Source organism: Frankia sp. BMG5.60 (assembly GCF_059428125.1).
Map to the genome: position 1 here is coordinate 6421010 of NZ_CM182091.1, position 17510 is coordinate 6438519.

The following is a 17510-nucleotide window of genomic DNA, read 5'->3' on the forward strand; positions in this document are numbered from 1 at the left end:
CCGGCCGTGTACCTGGCGGGGCGGGGCCCGCTGCCCGAGTCCGCACGCAGCCGGAAGACCGGCGTCGAGGCCGGCGACAACCTGAGCGGCGATGTCGACGCCAAGGCCGGCGCGAGCACCGAAGCCGGCCCCCATTTCGATGTCGGGGCCGAGGCCGAGGCCGGGGCCGATGTCGATGTCGGGGCCGGGGCCGAGACCGACGCGGGGGCCGCGGCGCCCGCCGTGTCCGCCAACGTCCTGTTCCTCGGTCTGACGAGCCTGGTCACCGACCTGTCCGCCGAGATGGTGGCCTCGGTGCTGCCCCTGTATCTGACCGTGCGACTGGGATTCAGCGCCCTGCAGTTCGGCGCCGCCGACGGTCTCCTCCAGGTCGTCGCCGCGGTCGCCGCGCTGGCCGGAGCACTGCTCGCCGACCGGTGGCGGCGCTACCGCGAGGCGGCCGGCGCCGGGTACGCGCTGTCGGCGGCCTCCCGGCTTGGTCTGCTCGGGGCGCACGGCTGGCTGCCCGTGCTGGCCTGGCTCGGCGCCGACCGGCTCGGCAAGGGGATCCGGACCGGTCCCCGCGACGCGCTCATCTCGCTGTCCGCGCCCCGCGGGCGGCTCACCGAGGCGTTCGGGCTGCACCGGGCGTTCGACACCGGCGGCGCGCTGCTCGGGCCGCTGCTGGCCGTGGCCCTGCTCGGCGTCGCACCCGGTTCCTACTCGACGGTGTTCACCGCGGCGTTCCTCATCGCCGTCGTCGGCCTCGCGGTCCTGGCACTGTTCGTGGAGAACCGCCGCCCCGCGGACGCCGGGCCGAAGCCCGCGATGACGCCGGCCGGTGGGGCGCCCGGCCGGCTGTGGACTCCTCTCGCCGAGCTGTGGGCGAACCGCGCGCTGCGCCGGCTGCTTGCGGCGGCGGCCCTGCTGAGCCTGCCCGCGGTGAGCGATGCGCTGCTGTTCCTGGCGCTGCGCCACCAGGCCGGCGTGGACAGCCGGCTCTTCCCCTCCCTGTTCGTCGTCGAGTCGCTGTGTTATCTGCTGTTCGCGGTGCCGATGGGTCGGCTGGCCGACCGGGTCGGCGCCGGGCGGGTACTGCTCGGCGGTCAGGTGGCGCTCGGCTGCTGTTTCGCCGTCCTGCTCGCCCCGGCCCCGTACGGGTGGAGCGTGCTCGCCCTGCCCGTGCTGCTGGGGATCTACTTCGCCGCCTCGGACGGCGTGATCGCCGCCTTGACCAGTCAGACCGTGCCCGCGTCGGCGCGCACCACGGGGCTCGCCCTCGTCGGTGTCGTGCTGGCCGCCGGGCGAGGGACCGCGACGCTCGGTTTCGGCGCGGTCTGGACCCGTTTCGGACCGGGCGCCGCCCTCGCCGACGCGCTCGTGCTGACCCTGGTGAGCGGGACGTGCGCGGCGGTGCTGCTGCGTTCCTTCCGACCCGGACATCCGGCTCCCCGCCCCGCCGATGCCGTTCCCGCTCCCCGGCTCCCCGCGTCCAGACGCGCCGCTTCCCGGCGCGCCGCGACCAGCCGTGCCGCGCCCGCGATTTCCGCGCCCGCGATTTCCGCGCCCGCCGTTTCCGCATCCGCGATCCCCGTATCCGGCGTTCCCGTAGCAGCGGTCTCCGCAGCCTCCAGGGGAGCGCGCAGTCGCGGCCGCGGTCTCGGACGGGGACTGCGATGGCCGTCGGGCCTTCGGGTGGGGGCGTTCGCCGTGGTCGTCGCGGTGTGCCTGACCGCAGTGGTGGTGGTGAGCGTGCGGGACGGACGGCGCGAGGCGGCCGCCGTCCGGGCGTCGGCCGCACACCGCACCGGGCCGGCGGCGTCGCCGGGCGCCGCCCGCCCGGTGCCGATGACCGCGTCGCTGCCGGCGTTGCTGGCCCGCCCGCACCTGCTGGTGCTCGACGCCGCCGAAGGTGCGGGCTTCGGCCGGGTCGAGGCCGCCGACCTGCGCGATCCGGCCGGCCCGCGCGCGTCGACGGCCCTGACCTGTGACCGGGTGGACCAGCGGGCCGGACGCGGCATCTGCCTGCGCGACGACCGGGCGTCCGCCCGCGCCGGGGTCGCCGTGTTCGACGACCGGCTGCACGTGCTGTTCCGGCTGCCGATCGCGGGCCTCGCCAGCCGCACGCGGGTCGCGCCGGACGGGTGGATCGGCGCGGTGACGACCTTCGTCGTCGGCGACGCCTACAACATCGACACCTTCTCGACCCGGACGCTGCTCATCGACCTCACCGCCGGCCGGATCGTCGCCGACCTGGAGGACTTCGCCGTGACGCGGGGCGGGCGCCGGCTACACGCCATCGACGAGAACCTCTGGGGCGTCACCTTCGCGGCGGATTCCGACACCTTCTACGCCACCCTGCACACCGGCGATCATTACTACCTGATCCGCGGGCACGTGCACGACCGGCGGGCGGAGATCCTCCGCGACGGCGTGGAGTGCCCGTCGCTGTCTCCGGACGGCGACCGCATCGCCTACAAGTCCCGGCGCAGCCACGGCTTCGCCCCCGCCACCTGGCGCCTGCACGTCCTCGATCTCGCGACCGGCGCGGACCATCCGCTGGCCGAGACCCGCAACGTGGACGACCAGGCCGCCTGGACCGACCACGACCACGTCAGCTACGCCGTGGCGAACCCCGGCTCCGGCACGCCCCTCGCCGACACCTGGACGGTCCCGGCCGACGGCACCGGGCGCCCGCGGCTGCTCGTCCCGGCCGCCCAGTCCGCGGTCCCGGTCGCGCCGGCTGCGCCGGGCTGACGCGAGCCGTCCGTCATGGAACGATTGCGAGATGAAACAGCCAAGGTGGCGGTTTGCGCTGCTGCTAGTACTCACCGCTTCCGCGCCCATCGTGACGGGGCTCGTCGGTGGCTGGGTGGGCGGTTGGCTCGATTCCGGCACCGACGGCTACGCAGCCGGCGGATTCATGGTCGGCGCCGTCTACGCAAAGGCGGCCCACCACATCTATGCGCCCCGCCCCCTTGGCGGCGGTCAGGGGCGCAGTCTGGGGTAGTAGTTCGCCGGGCCGACGGCGCGTAGATCCTGTTCCATGGAGCCGTCGTAAAGGTCCGGTTGGCCGTCGGGGCCGTACTCGAAGCGCCAGGCCTGGCGCTTGTAGGTCCAGTTCAGCGGCTGCAGCTCGTGCGCCCGCCGCCAGTGCGCCACCGCGGCGAGGTGGTCGCCGGCACGTTCGAGATGCTGACCGAGCTCGAAGTGGGCGGCGGCCGTCGCGACGTCGGGCGGGCGGGGCGCGGAGCGTGCGACGACCTCGTCCGGCGCCAGGACGTACTCGCTGGCCGCGCCCTTGTCCGCCCAGTCGAGCAGCATCCGCAGGTACAGCTCCGGTTCGGCGTGGTCGGCGATGACCCGGGTCATCTCGACCAGCGAGACGGTCGAGTCGGACAGCCCGTCGTCGCTGCGCAGCACCTCGCGCATCCGGTCGAGGGTGCCGGCGCTCGCGGCGGCCTCGCGCGCCAGGTCGGCCTCGCGTAACTCGTCGAAGATGACGACCCGGCCGGGGAAGGCCGGCTCGGCCGGGCGCACGATCATCCCCGCCTCGTCGATCCACACCCCGCTCGGCACGTTGACCACGCCGAACAGCCGGCCGAGGCTGTGCTCGGCGTCGATCGCCGCCGGGTGCCGCGGCGCCGCGCGCTCCACGAACTGCCGCCCGGCCTCGGGCCCCGCGACGTCCATCGCCACCGTGACGATCTCCAGGTTGTTCCCGCGCAGCCGCTCCCGCAGCTCGGCCCACAGCGGCAGGTCGTGGGCGCAGCCGCACCAGGACGCCCAGGCGACGAGCAGCACCTTCGTGCCGCGTAGCCGCGAGAGCTGGAACGTCGCGCCGTCGAACGTCGGCAGCGTCAGCTCCGGCGCCTCGGCGATGGTCAGCATCCGGCCGGTGACGGCGGCCTCGGGGCCGATCGCCGTCAGCCCGTGCTCCGCGTCGACGACGAGCGGCATCCCGAGCCGGCGGGCGACCACCTCGACGACGATGTCACCGGCGGCGTCCCGCGCCTCGGCCGGCAGCGGTACGCAGTGCTCGCCCTTGCAGGCGCCCTGCGGTTTGATCGACCATCCGGTGCCCGCGGTGAAGACCGCCGGGTCCACGGTGTCCGTGCTCACCAGCATGGGTTGCTCCCTCGGATCAGGGCTGGCATGGGGTCGCATCCAGGCTCGGGCTCGCGTCCAGGCTCGGGGGCGCGCTCGGGCTCGGGGTCGCGTTCAGGTTCAGAGGACGACCCTTGGCAGCGCGTACTGCTCGAGCCGCTGCCGCATGGGTACGGCCTCGGCGACCCGCGCCTCGGTCTGGGCGGCGAAGTATTCCAGCAGGGCGACGTCGTGCTCGGGCCCGGCCGCCAGCACGAACCGTTCCAGCTCGGCGTCGGCCGCGGCCTGGCCGGCGGGGCGGTGGCCGAGCAGGGCGGCGGCCCGGTCGAGGTCGCGCTCGACGTTGGCCGCCCCCACGGCGACCATCGCGCCCGCCCACTGGGCCAGGGCGAGCGCGGCGCTCTGGTTGGCCTCGTCGACGGGCGTCGCCGGCACCATCCGCCGCACGGTGCCCGCGAGCACCGTGGTGACGCGGGCGGGGTAGCCCGTCGGGAGGGTCACCGGCGGCGCGGGCTCGATCTTGACGCCCTCGACCTCGGCGATCGCCCACAGCATCGCCCGGCGCACCATCAGGTCCCAGGTCAGGTACTCGGCCTGCAGATCGGCGGTGCGCAGCTCGGTCAGTGGCCCGCTGAGCGCCATCACCGCGGTGAGCATGTAGGTGGCCGTGTAGAACGACAGCGCCGAGGGGTCGACGGTCGTGCCGGCCACCCGCTGGTAATGGCGGATCATGTGTTCGATGTCGGCGCCGAGCGGCTCGGTGCCGGCCCGGGTTCGCAGCCCGGCCAGGTCGGACAGCGGGTCGCCGACGTGCGACGCCTCGAAGTCGTAGACGCAGGTGATCCGGCCGTCGACGAACAGGAACTGGCCGGTGTCGCCGTGGATGAACCGGGCCCGGTTGCCGGCGGTGGGCAGCCGGCGCCGCGCCCAGCGCAGCGCCCACTCGACGAGCGGTTCGGGAGCCTTCTTCGTTCGCCGGTACAGCCGCTCGTTGGCGTCGACGAACGCGAGCTGCGCGCCCTCGGGCGTGGTCGGAACCTCGATGCCGGCGGCGGCGAACTCGGCCACGTCGATGCTGTGCATCCGGGCGAGGATCTCCATGTACTGCTCGGCGATGCCCCGGCGCTGCTCGTCGTCCGCCGCCTCGGCGACGTCGCGGGTCCCGGGCACCCGGTCCATGACGATGCCGATCGGATCGCTGCTCATGCCGTGGACGTGGGGGACCGGGACGCCGTTGCGCTCCAGGATCCGCAGGATCGCGGCCTCGCGGTCCAACCCCGGGTAGGGCTCGGCGTCGATCTGCTTGTCCCCGCGGACGTACAGCGGGATCCGGGTGCCGTCCCGGTCGACGGTGAGGTACCAGGCCTTGCGCCAGCGCGGCTGGCGCTCGATCGCGGTGACCCTGCCCCCGACCAGCTCCTCGACCCGGGCGACGAGGCGGTCCTCCTCCGCGGTGCGGGCGGCGGGTACCGGGCCGGCGGCGCCCCCGGACGCGGCGGCGCCCCCGGACATGTCGGCGGCGTCCTCGGCTGCCGCGGCGCCGGTCACGGCTGGATCTGGGGGTAGTAGTTCTCGGCGCCGAGGGCGCGGACGTCGTCGAGCCAGCCGGTGCCGTACGCGTCGATCGTCCGCACGGACTCGGGGTCGGCGAGGTTCCAGGCCTGGCGCTTGTACGTCCAGTTGTCGGGTTGCAGGCGGTGCGCCTCGCGCCAGTGGGCGACGGCGGCGGGGTGGTCGCCGGCGCGGTGGACGTACTCGCCGAGTTCGAAGCGGGCGGCTGCCCGGCTGACGGCGCCGTCGCGCGGCCGGGCGCGTTCGAGCACCTCGTGCGGCTGGAGGGCGTACCGGCTGGCGCGGCCGTTCGCCACCCAGTCCCTCATCATCGCCGGGTACACCGCCGGGTCGATGGCCATCTTCCCGATCTCGGCGCGGACGTCACGGTGGTCGGGGGGCAGCTCGTCGAGCGACCGCGCGGCAGTCTCGGAGCTGGCGTGCGGATCCTCGATCCACGCCGGCTCCGCCGGGCGGACGATGACGCCGTCCTCGTCGATCCACAGCCCGTTGGGCACGTTGACGACGCCGAACTTCGCCCCCAGCTCGTGCCGGGCGTCGATGAGCGCGGGATGGTTCGGCCCGGCCTTCTCGATCCAGGGCCGGGCGGCGTCCGGACCGCCGGTGTCCAGCGCGACCGTGACGACCTCGAGGCCCAGCGGGTGCAGCTCCTCGCGCAGCGCGCTCCACAGCCGTAGGTCCTCCCGGCAGCCGCACCAGGAGGCCCACGCGACGAGCACGACCTTCTGCCCGCGCAGGCTGTCCAGCCGCCACGGCGTCCCGTCCAGCCGGGGCAGTTCGAGCGCCGGCGCCTCGGCGGTGGTGAGCGCCCGGCCGGTGACCGCGGACTCCGGGCCCAGCGCCCACACGCCGTGCGCCTCGTCCGCCACCAGGCCCATGCCGAGACGTTCGGCGAGCCCCGTCACGTCGAGCCGGCCGTCGGGCCGGCGCACCGAGCTCGGTAACGGTACGCACACGTCGCCCTTGCAGGCGCCCTGAGGCTTGATGGCCCAGCCGGTGCCGGCGTGGAAGCCGGCGGGGTCCACGGTGAGATCGTCGAGGATCATGCCGTCTCCAGGCCCATCAGGCCGAGCATGGTCCCGGGGTCGACGCCCATGCGGTGCGACAGCGACAGGGCGTCCCAGTACTCGCGCCAGGCGACGATGCGGCCGTCGTCGTTCACCTCGAAGATGGCGAGCAGGGGGTTCGACACCCGCGTGCCGTCGTGCAGCATCGTCACATGGTCGATCCGTTCGGTGACGACGTGGCGGTCGTCGCTGACCACGGTGAGGATCTCGCAGACGCAGTCGGAGTAGTCGCCGGCCTGTCGAGCGAGTTCCTTGGCGATGAGTTCCCGGCCGCGCAGCGCCTCCCGGCCGGGCACGCTCATCTGGTATGTCGCGTCCTCGGTGAACTGGGCCAGCAGCCGGTCCATGTTGCCGACGAAGTCGCCCTCGTCGAACAGGCGCAGGAGTTCGCGGACGGGTGCTTCCTGCCGTGTACCCATGCGGGAGCCCTCCTCGGAGGTCGGGTCGGCCCGCTGGGTCGGCTTCTGCAGGGCCCTCGCGCGAGGTGTCCGGCGAGGTGTCCGGGGGCAGCGGGATCCTCCGGGCAGGCCCGGGCGAACCATAACCACCGCCCCCGACAAACCGCAAGGATCAGGTCGATAAATGAACTCAACTGCCTATCTCATGACGCCTGCGCCCCCGACCCGGTGGACGGCGCCGACGTGGGAAAGAGCAGCGGCAGAGTGTCCAGTCCGAGCGTGCCGCGCGGCCACTTGACCTGCGGCGACGCACCCGGAGCGAGGGCGTAGTCGGGGATCAGCCGGTGCCACTCCTCGAACACCAGGCGCATCTCCAGGCGCGCCAGGTGCGACCCCAGGCAGCGGTGCACCCCGGCGCCGAAGCTCAGGTGCGGGCTCTCGCCGCGGTGGAAGTTCACCGTGTAGGGGTCGGGATGACGCAGCTCGTCCCGGTTCGCGGCGGCGAGGTTGGTGGTGACCCGGGTGCCCGCGGGCAGCGTCCGCCCGTCCAGCACCGTCTCCTCGGTGGTCACCCGCGGCACGAACGGCGCCGGTGGGTCGAGACGCAGAAGCTCCTCGATCGCGGCCGGGATGAGCGCGGGATCGTCGACGATCTCGCGGCGCCGGGCCGGGTTGCGGATCAGCCGGTCCATGCCGAACGAGAGCGCGTCCACCACGGTGTCCAGACCCGCCAGGACGAACAGGAAGCACAGGCCGATGGCCTCCTCGTCCGTGAGGGCCTCGTCGCCCATGCTGGCCTCGGTGTTCGGCGGGCACAGAAGCTGGCTCAGGACGTCGTCGCCCGCGACGCCGCGGCGCGTCGGGACCAGGTCGGACAGGTAGCTGAACAGCCCCAGCGCCGTGGCCATGGCGGCCTCGGTCGCGGCCTCGTCCAAGGCGGTGTTCCCGGAGGGGTCGCTGAGCCCGAGGATGGCGTCCTTCCATTCGATGAACTGGTCGCGCATCTCCAGTGGGAGCCCAAACAGCGTGAGGAATACCTGGACCGGGAAGATTCCCGCCACCTCGGAGACGTATTCGCAGGACCCCCGTTGCACCAACGGCTCAATGATCTCGATGATCTGCCGGCGCAGCTCCTCCTCCAGCGGTCGGATGGCCCGCGGGCTGAAGAACGGCTGGAGAATGCGGCGGTAGCGGGTCTGGTCGGGCGGGTCGAAGGCGATGGGAACGAGCGGCAGCGGGCTGCCGAGGACGTCGAACGCCTTCTTCGACGAGAAGACCGTCGGCTGCCGTAACACGGTCTCGACGGTCTCGACGTCGGTGACCGCGATGCCGCCGTCGAGGTGCACCGTGCGACCGTGCTCGCGCAGCTGGCGCCAGGCCGCGTCCCGATCCCGCGCGATCGGAAGATCGTTGAGCGTGATTTTCCCGCTGTTGCGGTCGTCGGTCATCGCTGTCCCCTCGACTCGTCCACCGGCGCGCCGTGTGACCCACGACTCATCCCGGGCATGTGAGGCAGAGTGCCTCATAAATCTTTTGTGAGTCAAGGCGTCTCATAGAATTTCGGCCCGTGGAGACGACGGTCGAGGATGCCCGAATCGCCCGTACCCGCGCCGCGGTGCGCGACGCCGTGCGGTCGCTGTTCGAGGAGGAGGGGCCCGCGGCGCTGACGCACCAGCGCGTGGCGCAGCGGGCCGAGGTGGGCCGGGCGACGATCTACCGGCACTGGCCGCGTCAGGTCGACCTGATCACCGAGGCGCTGAAGATCACCGAACAGCCGCTGCTGCGCGCCGGCGAGGGCCCCCTTCGGGAGTGGCTCAGCCGCGAGCTGATCCGGTCCGGGGCCGATCTCGCCCAGCCGGTCGCGCGGCAGTTCCTCACCACCGTCATCGCCACCGCCGACCGGAACCCGGCCGTGGCCGAACTCCGCGACGATCTGCTGCGGCGCATTTCATCGCTGCTGCGCGCCGCGATCGACCGGGCGGTCGCCGCCGGTGAGACGGTGGCGGAGCGCGACAACGACGAACTGCTCGCCCAGATCCTCGGCCCGCTGATCTTCCGGGTGACGATTCAACGCGCACCCGTCGACCGCGACTTCGCCGACCGCATCGTCGACGCGGCCCTCGGCGCTCCGTCCTAGCGAGACGGTCCGCAAGCGTCATCTCGGCGAACCGGGGCTCTCGCGCGCCGCTGCGCGGGCGCGATGGCGCCGCGCCTCCGGCATTGCGCCGCCAGCCTTTAGACCACTAGTCTAGTAGTAGACCAGTGATCTAGGAGTGCGCATGTTTCGTCTCGACGCCGGGTCCGGCGTACCGATCTACCGGCAGCTCGTGCAACAGGTGCGCCAGGACGTCATGCTCGGCCGGCTGAAGCCGGGCGAGCAGCTCCCGACGGTGAAGGAGGTGGTGGAGGCGCTCGCGGTCAACCCGAACACGGTCGTGAAGGCCTACGGCGAGCTGGAGCATGGGGGAATCGTGGTGCGCCGCCAGGGCGTGGGGACCTTCGTCGCGTCCACGCCACCGACGCCGCTGCTGGAGGCGCCGCCCGCGCTGCTGGCCTCGCTGGTCCGCTGGGTCCGGCGGGCCAGGCAGCAGGGGCTGTCCGCCGAACAGATCCGGGCGCTGGTCGCCCTCGCGCTGGACGAGCCGGGCACCGGCGACGCCGTCCACCGCAGCGCCGGAGGTGCCGCATGACGGCCGTGTTGCGTGCGGACGGGTTGGGACGCCGCTACGGACGGGGCACGTGGGGGCTGCGCGACTGCACCGTCGAGGTGCCCGCCGGACGGGTGGTGGCGCTGGTCGGCCCCAACGGCTCCGGGAAGACCACCCTGCTCCACCTGGCCGCGGGGCTGCTGCCCCCCAGCGCCGGAACGGTCCACGTCGCCGGCCTGGCCCCGGCCCGCCAGCTCGCGCGGATCGGTTTCGTCGCCCAGGACGCGCCGCTGTGGCCGCGCCTGCGGGTCGCCGACCTCCTCGATGCGGGTCGGCACCTCAACCCCCGCTTCGACGCGGTCCTGGCGGCCGAGCGGATCGGGCGGCTCGCCATCCCGCCACGCGCCCGGATCCACACCCTCTCCGGCGGGCAACGCGCCCAGGTCGCGCTCACCCTGGTCCTGGCCAAACGACCGGACCTGCTGCTGCTCGACGAGCCGCTGGCCAACCTCGACCCGCTCGCCCGCCGGGACTTCCTGGCCTCGATGTTCGCCGCGTGCACCGAGTCCGGCGCCGCCGTGGTGTTCTCCTCCCACGTCGTGGCCGAACTGGAACGCATCTGCGACTACCTCGTCGTGCTGCGCGATGGCCGGGTGCGGCTCGCCGGCGACATCGACGACCTGCGGCATGACCACCGGGTCGTCACCGGGCCGGCCGGCTGGCCGCAGGCCGGCGGGTGGTCGGTCATCAGCGCGCGAAGCACCGCCGGGCGGACCACCGCGCTGGTCCGGCCCGACCCGGCCGCCGTCGCCGGACCGGGCCTCGACGAATCCCAACCCACGTTCGACGAACTGGTACTCGGCTACCTCGACGACGCCCGCCACCCCCCGCAGGAGGCACTCACATGACCTGGTTCGCCTGGCGACAGCACCGCGGGCAGGCGCTGTGGGCCGCGCTGACCGTCGCGGCCCTGTGCGCCCTCATGCTCTGGGTCGGGCTGCACGCCTCCCACACGCTCGCGCCGTTTCGGGCCGCCGGCTGCATCAACCGAGGCCAGGACCCGGGCGAACTGCACGGCTCCGGGTGCGCGGGACTCGAGGGGTTCGGCCCGGACTTCAACTACGCGATACCCCTGTTCGAGCTCGGTGTCCCGCTGGTCGTCGCCGTCATCGGCGCCCTGGTCGGCGCGCCCCTGGTCGCCCGCGAGCTCGAGCAACGCACCCACCTCACGGCCTGGACCCAGTCCGTGCCCCGTCAGCGTTGGTACACGGCGAAGGTGCTCACCGCCGCCACCGTGCTCGCCCTCACCGGGCTCATCGCGGGCCTCGCCAACGACCGGCTCCAGCGACCCCTCACCGACGGCGGCCTCACGACCTCACGCTGGCCATGGTTCTTCTCCGTCGGCCTCACGCCGGTCGGGGAGATCCTGCTGTCCTTCGCCCTGGCCGTCGCCGCCGGCGCCTGGCTACGACGCACCCTGCCCGCCGTCGGCATCGCGCTGGTCGGGTTCCTCGTACTCCTGCTGTGCACCGGGCGGGCCGTCCAGACGCTCACACCCACCAGCCACACCACCGGGCCCCGGCCCAGCGTCCCCCGCGACGGCTGGATCGTCCACGGTAACAGCAGCTACCACCCCGCGAGCCAGTTCTGGCCGCTGCAGGTCACCTTCCTGATCACCCTGCTCGTGCTCGGCACCGGCCTGCTCGCGTTCGGCTGGCGCGCCACCCGCACCCACGGCGCGTGAACCCCACGCGGGCGGGTTCCTGTTCTGGCCGTAGCCGTTTCAGGAACCCGTCCGCCGAGATTCGCGTGGATCAGCCCTTGCCGTTGCTGGAGCGGGCCGCGAACGCGCGGGCCCGCTCGGCGACCTCCGGCGAGGAGAACGACTCGCTTTCGGCCGACAAGGCGTAGGGCAGCACCTTGAGAGCGGCGTGCTGCAGGTGCAGGTTGAGGGAGCGCTTGGTCTCCTGCAACGCCTGGGCGGGCTGCCCGGCCAGCTTCTCCGCCAGGGCCATCGCCTCGTCCAGCAGCTTCTCGTGCGGCACGACCCGGTTGGCCAGGCCCAGCTCGACGGCGGTGGCGGCCGGGATCCGGTCGCCGGTGAACAGGTACTCCTTGGCCTTGAGCAGGCTCATCATGAACGGCCAGGTCACCACGCCGCCGTCGCCGGCGACGAGCCCGACGTTGACGTGGGTGTCGGCCAGGTAGGCCTTGTCCGACATCAGCACGATGTCGCAGGACACCGCGATGCTGCAGCCGAGGCCCACCGCCGGGCCGTTCACCGCGGCGATCACCGGCACGTGGCAGCCGAGGATGTGGTCGACCAGCAGCCGGGCGGTGCGCATGTTGGACCGGCGGTGGTCGAGGTCCTCGACGCAGGCCAGGAAGCCCGGCACGTCGCCGCCGGCGGAGAAGGCGCGCCCGGCACCGGTGAGCACGACGGCGCGGACCTCGCGGTCGCGCATGACCTTCACCCACACGTCGGTGAGCGCCTCGTGCAGCGCGTCGGTCATCGGGTTGAGCTTGTCGGGGTCGTTCAGCGTGATGACCCGGATCGGGCCGACCGACTCGTAGCGCAGCAGGTCGTGGGCGTCGTCTACCACTGGGTTTGGTCCACTTCGTGAGGACGGAAAGGGAGGATCGGATCGGGCCGCAGCCGCTCGCGGGTCAGAGCAGCTCGCGGGTCAGAGCAGCTTGAGGGTCAGAGCAGCTTGAGGGTCAGAGCAGCCCGCGGGTCAGAGCAGCTCGAGGATGGTGGCGTTGGCCTGACCGCCGCCCTCGCACATGGTCTGCAGGCCGTACCGGATGCCGTTGTCCCGCATGTGGTGGACGAGCGTGGTCATGATCCGCGCGCCCGAGCCGCCGAGGGGGTGGCCGAGCGCGATCGCGCCGCCGTTGGGGTTGACCGTCGCGGGGTCGGCGCCGAACTCGGCCAGCCATGCCAGCGGCACCGGCGCGAACGCCTCGTTGACCTCGAACGCGCCGATGTCGCCGAGGGACAGGCCACTGCGCGCCAGCGCCTTGTGGGTGGCCGGGATGGGACCGGTCAGCATCATGACGGGATCGGAGCCGACGACGACCGCGGTGTGCACCCGGGCGATCGGGGTGAGCCCGAGCTCGGCCGCCTTCTCGGCGGTCGTCAGGAGCAGGGCGGCGGAGCCGTCAGAGATCTGCGAGGCGTTCCCGGCCGTGACGACGCCGCCGTCCGGGCGGAACACGGTCTTCAGCTTGCCGAGGGTCTCGACCGTGCCGCCGCGGCGGATGCCCTCGTCGGCGGCGAACACGCCGCCACCGGGCAGGTCGACGGGGGCGATCTGCGCCCCGAACCGGCCGGCGTCCTGGGCCGTCGCCGCCCGCTCGTGGCTGGCAAGGGAGAACTCGTCGCAGTCGGTCCGCGAGAAGCCCCACTTCTCGGCGATCATCTCGGCGCCGACGCCCTGGTTGGGACGCACCCCGCCGCAGTACTCGATGAACCGGGCCGGATGCGGCTTGGCGTCGCCGACCGCGGAACCCATCGGCACCCGGGTCATCGACTCGACGCCGCCCGCCACCACCACGTCGTAATGCCCGGCGATGAGCCCGGCGGCGGCGAAGTGGACCGCCTGCTGCGACGAGCCGCACTGCCGGTCGACGGTCGTCCCGGGCACGTGCTCCGGCCAGCCGGCGGTGATCACCGCGGTCCGGGCGACGTCGAGGGCCTGCTCGCCGACCTGCGAGACGACCCCCCACACGACGTCGTCGACCAGGCCGGGGTCGATTCCGCTTCGGGCCGCCAGCTCCGTCAGGACATGCGCCGACAGATCGCCGGGATGGACCCCCGCCAGCGCCCCGTTCCGCTTGCCCACCGGCGACCGCACCGCTTCGACGATCACTGCGTCCCGCATGACCACACCACCTTGCCCATAGTCGTCCGTTTCTCCTTACCGGCCAGCGTCACACGCCACGGCGTCACAGGCCCGCGGCCAGCGCCTTCGCCTCCCGGCGATGGGCGTGCAGGATCGGCTCGGTGTAGCCGTTGGGCTGCCGGGCGCCGTCGAAGATGAGGCTGGTGGCGCAGCGGAAGGCGACACCGTCGAAGTCCGGGGCCATCGGCCGGTAGGCCGGGTCGTCGGCGTTCTGCTTGTCGACGACGGCGGCCATCCGCTGCAGGCTGGCGTGCACCTGCTCCGGGGTGACGACGCCGTGGCGCAGCCAGTTGGCCATGAGCTGGCTGGAGATCCGCAGGGTGGCGCGGTCCTCCATCAGCGCGACGTCGTGGATGTCGGGCACCTTCGAGCAGCCGATGCCCTGATCGATCCAGCGCACGACGTAACCCAGGATCGACTGCGCGTTGTTGTCGATCTCCTGCTGGCGGTCCTCGGCGCTCCACGCGCTCGGGTCGCCGAGCGGGATCCGCAGGATGTCGCGCAGGTCCGCGCGGGGCCGCTCGGCCAGCTCGCGCTGGCGGGCGAAGACGTCGACCTGGTGGTAGTGCAGCGCGTGCAGGGTCGCCGCGGTGGGCGAGGGCACCCAGGCCGTCGTCGCGCCGGCCCGGAGCTGGCCGATCTTCTGGACCAGCATGTCGGCCATCAGGTCGGGCATCGCCCACATGCCCTTGCCGATCTGAGCGCGCCCCGACAGGCCGGCCGCCAGCCCCTGGTCGACGTTGTTGTTCTCGTAGGTGGTGATCCAGGTCTGCGCCTTCATGTCGGCCTTACGCACCATCGGCCCGGCCTCGAAGGAGGTGTGGATCTCGTCGCCCGACCGGTCCAGGAAGCCGGTGTTGATGAACACCACTCGCCGGCGGGCCGCCTCGATCGACGCGGCGAGGTTCACCGTGGTGCGGCGCTCCTCGTCCATGATCCCGATCTTGAGAGTGTCTGCCGGCAGGCCGAGTAGCTGCTCGACCCGGGCGAACAGGTCGACGGTGAGGGCCGCCTCGGCCGGGCCGTGCATCTTCGGCTTGACGATGTAGATCGAGCCGGTGCGGCTGTTGCGCCGGGCCGCGTCCGCGCGCAGGCTCGGCAGCGCCGCCAGGGACGTGATGATCGCGTCGAGGATGCCCTCGAACACCTCCGCGCCGTCGGCGTCGAGGATCGCGTCGGTGGTCATCAGGTGCCCGACGTTGCGGACCAGCAGCAGCGCCCGCCCCGGGAGCACGACCTGCCCGCCGTCCGGCGCGGTGAACGTCCGGTCGGCGGCCAGCGCGCGGTCGAACGACGACCCGCCCTTGGCCACCTTCGCGGTCAGGGTGCCCTGGTTCAACGCCAGCCAGTTCGCGTAGGCCGCCACCTTGTCCTCGGCGTCGACCGCGGTGATGGAGTCCTCGAAGTCGACGATCGTGGTGATCGCGGCCTCGAGGACGACGTCCTGCACCCCGGCGGGGTCGCCGGCGCCGATCGAACCGGCGCGGTCGATGAGGATCTCGACGTGCAGGCCGTGGTGGACCAGCAGGATCCCGCTGGGGGACCCCGCCTCGCCGGTGTAGCCGCGCAGCGCCGAGGGGTCGGCGAGGCCGGTCTTCGTGCCGGCGGTCAGCGTGACGACCAGCTCGCCGCCGACGACGGCGTACTGCGACGCGTCGCCGTGGCCGCCCTCGCGCAGCGGCGCGACCTCGTCGAGCAGCGCCCGCGCGTGGGCGATGACCTTCGCGCCGCGGACCGGGTTGTAGGGCCCGTCGCGGTGCGCGCCGTCGTCCTCGGCGATCGCGTCCGTGCCGTAGAGCGCGTCGTACAGCGAGCCCCAGCGCGCGTTCGCGGCGTTGAGCGCGTACCGGGCGTTGAGGACCGGCACGACGAGCTGCGGACCGGCGGTCAGCGCGATCTCGTCGTCGACGTTCTCGGTCGTGATCTGGAACCGTTCGGGCTCGGGCCGCAGGTAGCCGATCTCGACGAGGAAGTCGTGGTAGGCCTGCGCGTCGTGCTCCTCGCCCGCGCGGGCGCGGTGCCAGTCGTCGATCTTCTCCTGCAGCTCGTCGCGCTCGGCGAGCAGGGCCCGGTTGACGGGCGTGAGCGCGGTGACGATCTCCTCGACGCCCCGCCAGAAGGCCGCGGGCTCTACTCCCGAGCCGGGCAGGGCGGCGGTCTGCACGAACTCGTGCAGGCTCGCCGCCACCTGGAGGGCGCCGATCTGGATCCGTTCGGTCATCGTCTGTCCTTGTCGTGTGGTTGCGGTGCCGAGCGGCGCGGTCGGGATGTCCGGGGCGGTCGTCCGCCGGTGGCCCTCGCCGTCAGGGGAAGATCGCCCCGGGGTTGAGGATGCCCAGGGGGTCGAGCGCCCGCTTGATGCGCAGGGACAGCTCCATCACCTCCGGGCCGAGCTGGTCGGGCAGCCAGGCCTTCTTGAGCCGGCCGACGCCGTGCTCGCCGGTGATCGTGCCGTCGAGCTTGATGGCGAGGTCCATCACCTCACCGAAGGCGAGTTCGGCCCGCCGGGTCATGTCCTCGTCCGCCGGGTCGAAGACCACGAGGGGATGGGTGTTGCCGTCGCCGGCGTGCGCGATCAGCGCGATCGTCAGCGCGCGGTCGGCGGCGATCGTCTCGATGCCCCGGACGAGCTCCGGCAGCCGAGGTAACGGCACGCCGACATCCTCGAGCAGCAGGGCGCCGCGCCGCTCTACCGCGGGGATCGCCGCGCGGCGCGCCGCGACGAACGCCTCGCCCTCGTCCGGGTCGTCGGTGGCCAGCGTCTCGGTGGCGCCGCTGGCCACGCAGGCGTCGTTCATGATCCTCATCTCACGCTCGGCGGCGAGATGCTGGCTGTCGGAGCGGGCCACGAGCAGCGCGGCCGCGTCGCGGTCGAGCCCCATGTGCAGGACGTCCTCGACGGCGTTGATCGACGTCTGGTCCATGAACTCCAGCATCGCGGGCCGGATGGCGGACGTGATCGCCAGGATGGCCGCGGTGGCCGCCTCGGTGGTGGGGAAGGTGGCGACCAGCGTGCTCGACGGCGGCTGGGCCGGGATGAGCCGCAGGGTGGCCTCGGTGACGATGCCGAGCGTCCCCTCGCTGCCGACGAACAGCTTGGTCAGCGACAGCCCGGCGACGTCCTTGAGCCGCGGGCCGCCGAGGCGTACCGCCCGCCCGTCGGCGAGCACGACCTCCAGCCCGAGCACGTAGTCGGTCGTGACGCCGTACTTCACGCAGCACAGGCCGCCGGCGTTCGTTGCGACGTTGCCCCCGATGGAACAGATCTCGAACGACGACGGGTCCGGCGGGTACCACAGCCCGTGGGCCGCGGCCGCTGCCTTGACCTCGGCGTTGAGCAGGCCCGGCTGCACGACGGCCATCCGGGTGAGCGGATCGACGCGGATCGCGCGCATCCGCTCCGTCGACAGCACGATGCCCCCGGTGACGGCGGTGGAGCCGCCGGACAGCCCGGTGCCCGCCCCCCGCGGCACCACCGCGACGCGGTGCCGCGCCGCCCACCGGACGGCGATCTGGACATGTTCGGTCGACTCCGCGCGCACCGCCGCGAGCGGCTGCCCCGCCAGCGGGTCCGCCGCGCGGTCACGGCGGTACTTGTCGAGCAGGCCCGGATCGGTGACGACCACCCCGGCGGGCAGTGCGTCGACCAGTTCGGCGATGGTGACGTCCTCCACGGTCACAGGGGCCAGCCTTTCCGAGGGGAGGGTCCGCACGACGTCGCTGGCGACCCTGCCGGGTTCCACCATACGGAAAAACAAATCTGTATCGTGATACGAACGTAGGGCGGGACCGCCGTCCCGGTCAAGGCGAGCACCGACGGGCAGGCAGAGTGGT

The 17510-nt window shown here is 72.8% G+C and carries 15 protein-coding genes; 6 read left to right on the forward strand and 9 right to left on the reverse strand.

Going from position 1 to position 17510, the window contains the following annotated elements; translation table 11 throughout:
* Positions 1 to 6 precede the first annotated feature (6 nt).
* Both AC5R91_RS26275 and AC5R91_RS26280 read left to right on the forward strand, forming a co-directional pair.
* Positions 7 to 2736, forward strand: coding sequence for an MFS transporter (locus AC5R91_RS26275; protein WP_495393968.1), 2730 nt, complete (start codon positions 7 to 9; stop codon positions 2734 to 2736).
* A gap of 31 nt (positions 2737 to 2767) precedes the next feature.
* Positions 2768 to 2989 carry a hypothetical protein gene (locus AC5R91_RS26280; protein WP_495393969.1) on the forward strand — a complete coding sequence of 74 codons (222 nt, stop codon included), beginning with the start codon at positions 2768 to 2770 and terminating at the stop codon, positions 2987 to 2989.
* On the opposite strand, the gene AC5R91_RS26285 is transcribed toward AC5R91_RS26280, so the two are convergent.
* From AC5R91_RS26285 to AC5R91_RS26305, 5 genes are all read right to left on the reverse strand, one after another.
* Entirely contained in the window at positions 2968 to 4107 is a 1140-nt protein-coding gene (locus tag AC5R91_RS26285; RefSeq protein WP_495393970.1) for a ResA-like WAxxUGC motif-containing protein, read from the reverse strand. The genes AC5R91_RS26280 and AC5R91_RS26285 overlap by 22 nt on opposite strands.
* 99 nt (positions 4108 to 4206) lie before the next feature.
* Positions 4207 to 5634: a phosphotransferase family protein gene (locus AC5R91_RS26290; protein ID WP_495393971.1), complete on the reverse strand. Its 1428-nt coding sequence runs from the start codon at positions 5632 to 5634 to the stop codon at positions 4207 to 4209.
* Positions 5631 to 6704 carry a ResA-like WAxxUGC motif-containing protein gene (locus AC5R91_RS26295; protein WP_495393972.1) on the reverse strand — a complete coding sequence of 358 codons (1074 nt, stop codon included), beginning with the start codon at positions 6702 to 6704 and terminating at the stop codon, positions 5631 to 5633. The genes AC5R91_RS26290 and AC5R91_RS26295 overlap by 4 nt, the downstream gene beginning before the upstream one ends.
* Positions 6701 to 7144, reverse strand: a complete 444-nt coding sequence (locus AC5R91_RS26300; protein WP_251743306.1) for a nuclear transport factor 2 family protein — start codon at positions 7142 to 7144, stop codon at positions 6701 to 6703. Before AC5R91_RS26300 ends, AC5R91_RS26295 begins: the two co-directional genes overlap by 4 nt.
* A gap of 182 nt (positions 7145 to 7326) precedes the next feature.
* Entirely contained in the window at positions 7327 to 8571 is a 1245-nt protein-coding gene (locus tag AC5R91_RS26305) for a cytochrome P450 (RefSeq protein ID WP_495393973.1), read from the reverse strand.
* Between the two features lie 119 nt (positions 8572 to 8690).
* On the opposite strand from AC5R91_RS26305, the gene AC5R91_RS26310 reads away from it, so the two are divergent.
* The 4 genes from AC5R91_RS26310 to AC5R91_RS26325 all read left to right on the forward strand — a co-directional run bounded on the left by AC5R91_RS26310 (position 8691) and on the right by AC5R91_RS26325 (position 11515).
* A complete protein-coding gene (locus AC5R91_RS26310) occupies positions 8691 to 9260 on the forward strand; it encodes a TetR/AcrR family transcriptional regulator (RefSeq protein WP_495393974.1) in 570 nt (189 codons plus the stop codon).
* A gap of 142 nt (positions 9261 to 9402) precedes the next feature.
* Positions 9403 to 9813: a GntR family transcriptional regulator gene (locus AC5R91_RS26315; RefSeq protein ID WP_495393975.1), complete on the forward strand. Its 411-nt coding sequence runs from the start codon at positions 9403 to 9405 to the stop codon at positions 9811 to 9813.
* On the forward strand, positions 9810 to 10679 hold the full coding sequence (locus AC5R91_RS26320; RefSeq protein ID WP_495393976.1) for an ATP-binding cassette domain-containing protein: 870 nt from the start codon (positions 9810 to 9812) through the stop codon (positions 10677 to 10679). Before AC5R91_RS26315 ends, AC5R91_RS26320 begins: the two co-directional genes overlap by 4 nt.
* Complete coding sequence (locus AC5R91_RS26325) at positions 10676 to 11515, forward strand: ABC-2 membrane transporter-related protein (protein WP_495393977.1); 840 nt, start codon at positions 10676 to 10678, stop codon at positions 11513 to 11515. The genes AC5R91_RS26320 and AC5R91_RS26325 overlap by 4 nt, the downstream gene beginning before the upstream one ends.
* Before the next feature lie 70 nt (positions 11516 to 11585).
* On the opposite strand, the gene AC5R91_RS26330 is transcribed toward AC5R91_RS26325, so the two are convergent.
* The 4 genes from AC5R91_RS26330 to AC5R91_RS26345 all read right to left on the reverse strand — a co-directional run bounded on the left by AC5R91_RS26330 (position 11586) and on the right by AC5R91_RS26345 (position 17356).
* Positions 11586 to 12374 carry an enoyl-CoA hydratase/isomerase family protein gene (locus tag AC5R91_RS26330; RefSeq protein WP_495393978.1) on the reverse strand — a complete coding sequence of 263 codons (789 nt, stop codon included), beginning with the start codon at positions 12372 to 12374 and terminating at the stop codon, positions 11586 to 11588.
* Positions 12375 to 12506: 132 nt separating this feature from the next.
* Positions 12507 to 13655 carry a thiolase family protein gene (locus AC5R91_RS26335; RefSeq protein ID WP_495393979.1) on the reverse strand — a complete coding sequence of 383 codons (1149 nt, stop codon included), beginning with the start codon at positions 13653 to 13655 and terminating at the stop codon, positions 12507 to 12509.
* 64 nt (positions 13656 to 13719) lie between these two features.
* The gene (locus AC5R91_RS26340) at positions 13720 to 15897 is read right to left on the reverse strand and encodes a malate synthase G (protein ID WP_495393980.1); all 2178 of its coding nucleotides are present in this window, start codon (positions 15895 to 15897) and stop codon (positions 13720 to 13722) included.
* A gap of 82 nt (positions 15898 to 15979) precedes the next feature.
* Positions 15980 to 17356, reverse strand: coding sequence for an FAD-binding oxidoreductase (locus AC5R91_RS26345; RefSeq protein ID WP_495393981.1), 1377 nt, complete (start codon positions 17354 to 17356; stop codon positions 15980 to 15982).
* Positions 17357 to 17510 lie beyond the last annotated feature (154 nt).

Bases quoted from the DNA above. Each gene is read 5' to 3' on its own strand.
- AC5R91_RS26280 (WP_495393969.1), top strand. From the start codon at position 2,768: ATGAAACAGCCAAGGTGGCGGTTTGCGCTGCTGCTAGTACTCACCGCT.
- AC5R91_RS26285 (WP_495393970.1), bottom strand. From the start codon at position 4,107: ATGCTGGTGAGCACGGACACCGTGGACCCGGCGGTCTTCACCGCGGGC.
- AC5R91_RS26295 (WP_495393972.1), bottom strand. From the start codon at position 6,704: ATGATCCTCGACGATCTCACCGTGGACCCCGCCGGCTTCCACGCCGGC.
- AC5R91_RS26300 (WP_251743306.1), bottom strand. From the start codon at position 7,144: ATGGGTACACGGCAGGAAGCACCCGTCCGCGAACTCCTGCGCCTGTTC.
- AC5R91_RS26305 (WP_495393973.1), bottom strand. From the start codon at position 8,571: ATGACCGACGACCGCAACAGCGGGAAAATCACGCTCAACGATCTTCCG.
- AC5R91_RS26315 (WP_495393975.1), top strand. From the start codon at position 9,403: ATGTTTCGTCTCGACGCCGGGTCCGGCGTACCGATCTACCGGCAGCTC.
- AC5R91_RS26320 (WP_495393976.1), top strand. From the start codon at position 9,810: ATGACGGCCGTGTTGCGTGCGGACGGGTTGGGACGCCGCTACGGACGG.
- AC5R91_RS26325 (WP_495393977.1), top strand. From the start codon at position 10,676: ATGACCTGGTTCGCCTGGCGACAGCACCGCGGGCAGGCGCTGTGGGCC.
- AC5R91_RS26335 (WP_495393979.1), bottom strand. From the start codon at position 13,655: ATGCGGGACGCAGTGATCGTCGAAGCGGTGCGGTCGCCGGTGGGCAAG.
- AC5R91_RS26340 (WP_495393980.1), bottom strand. From the start codon at position 15,897: ATGACCGAACGGATCCAGATCGGCGCCCTCCAGGTGGCGGCGAGCCTG.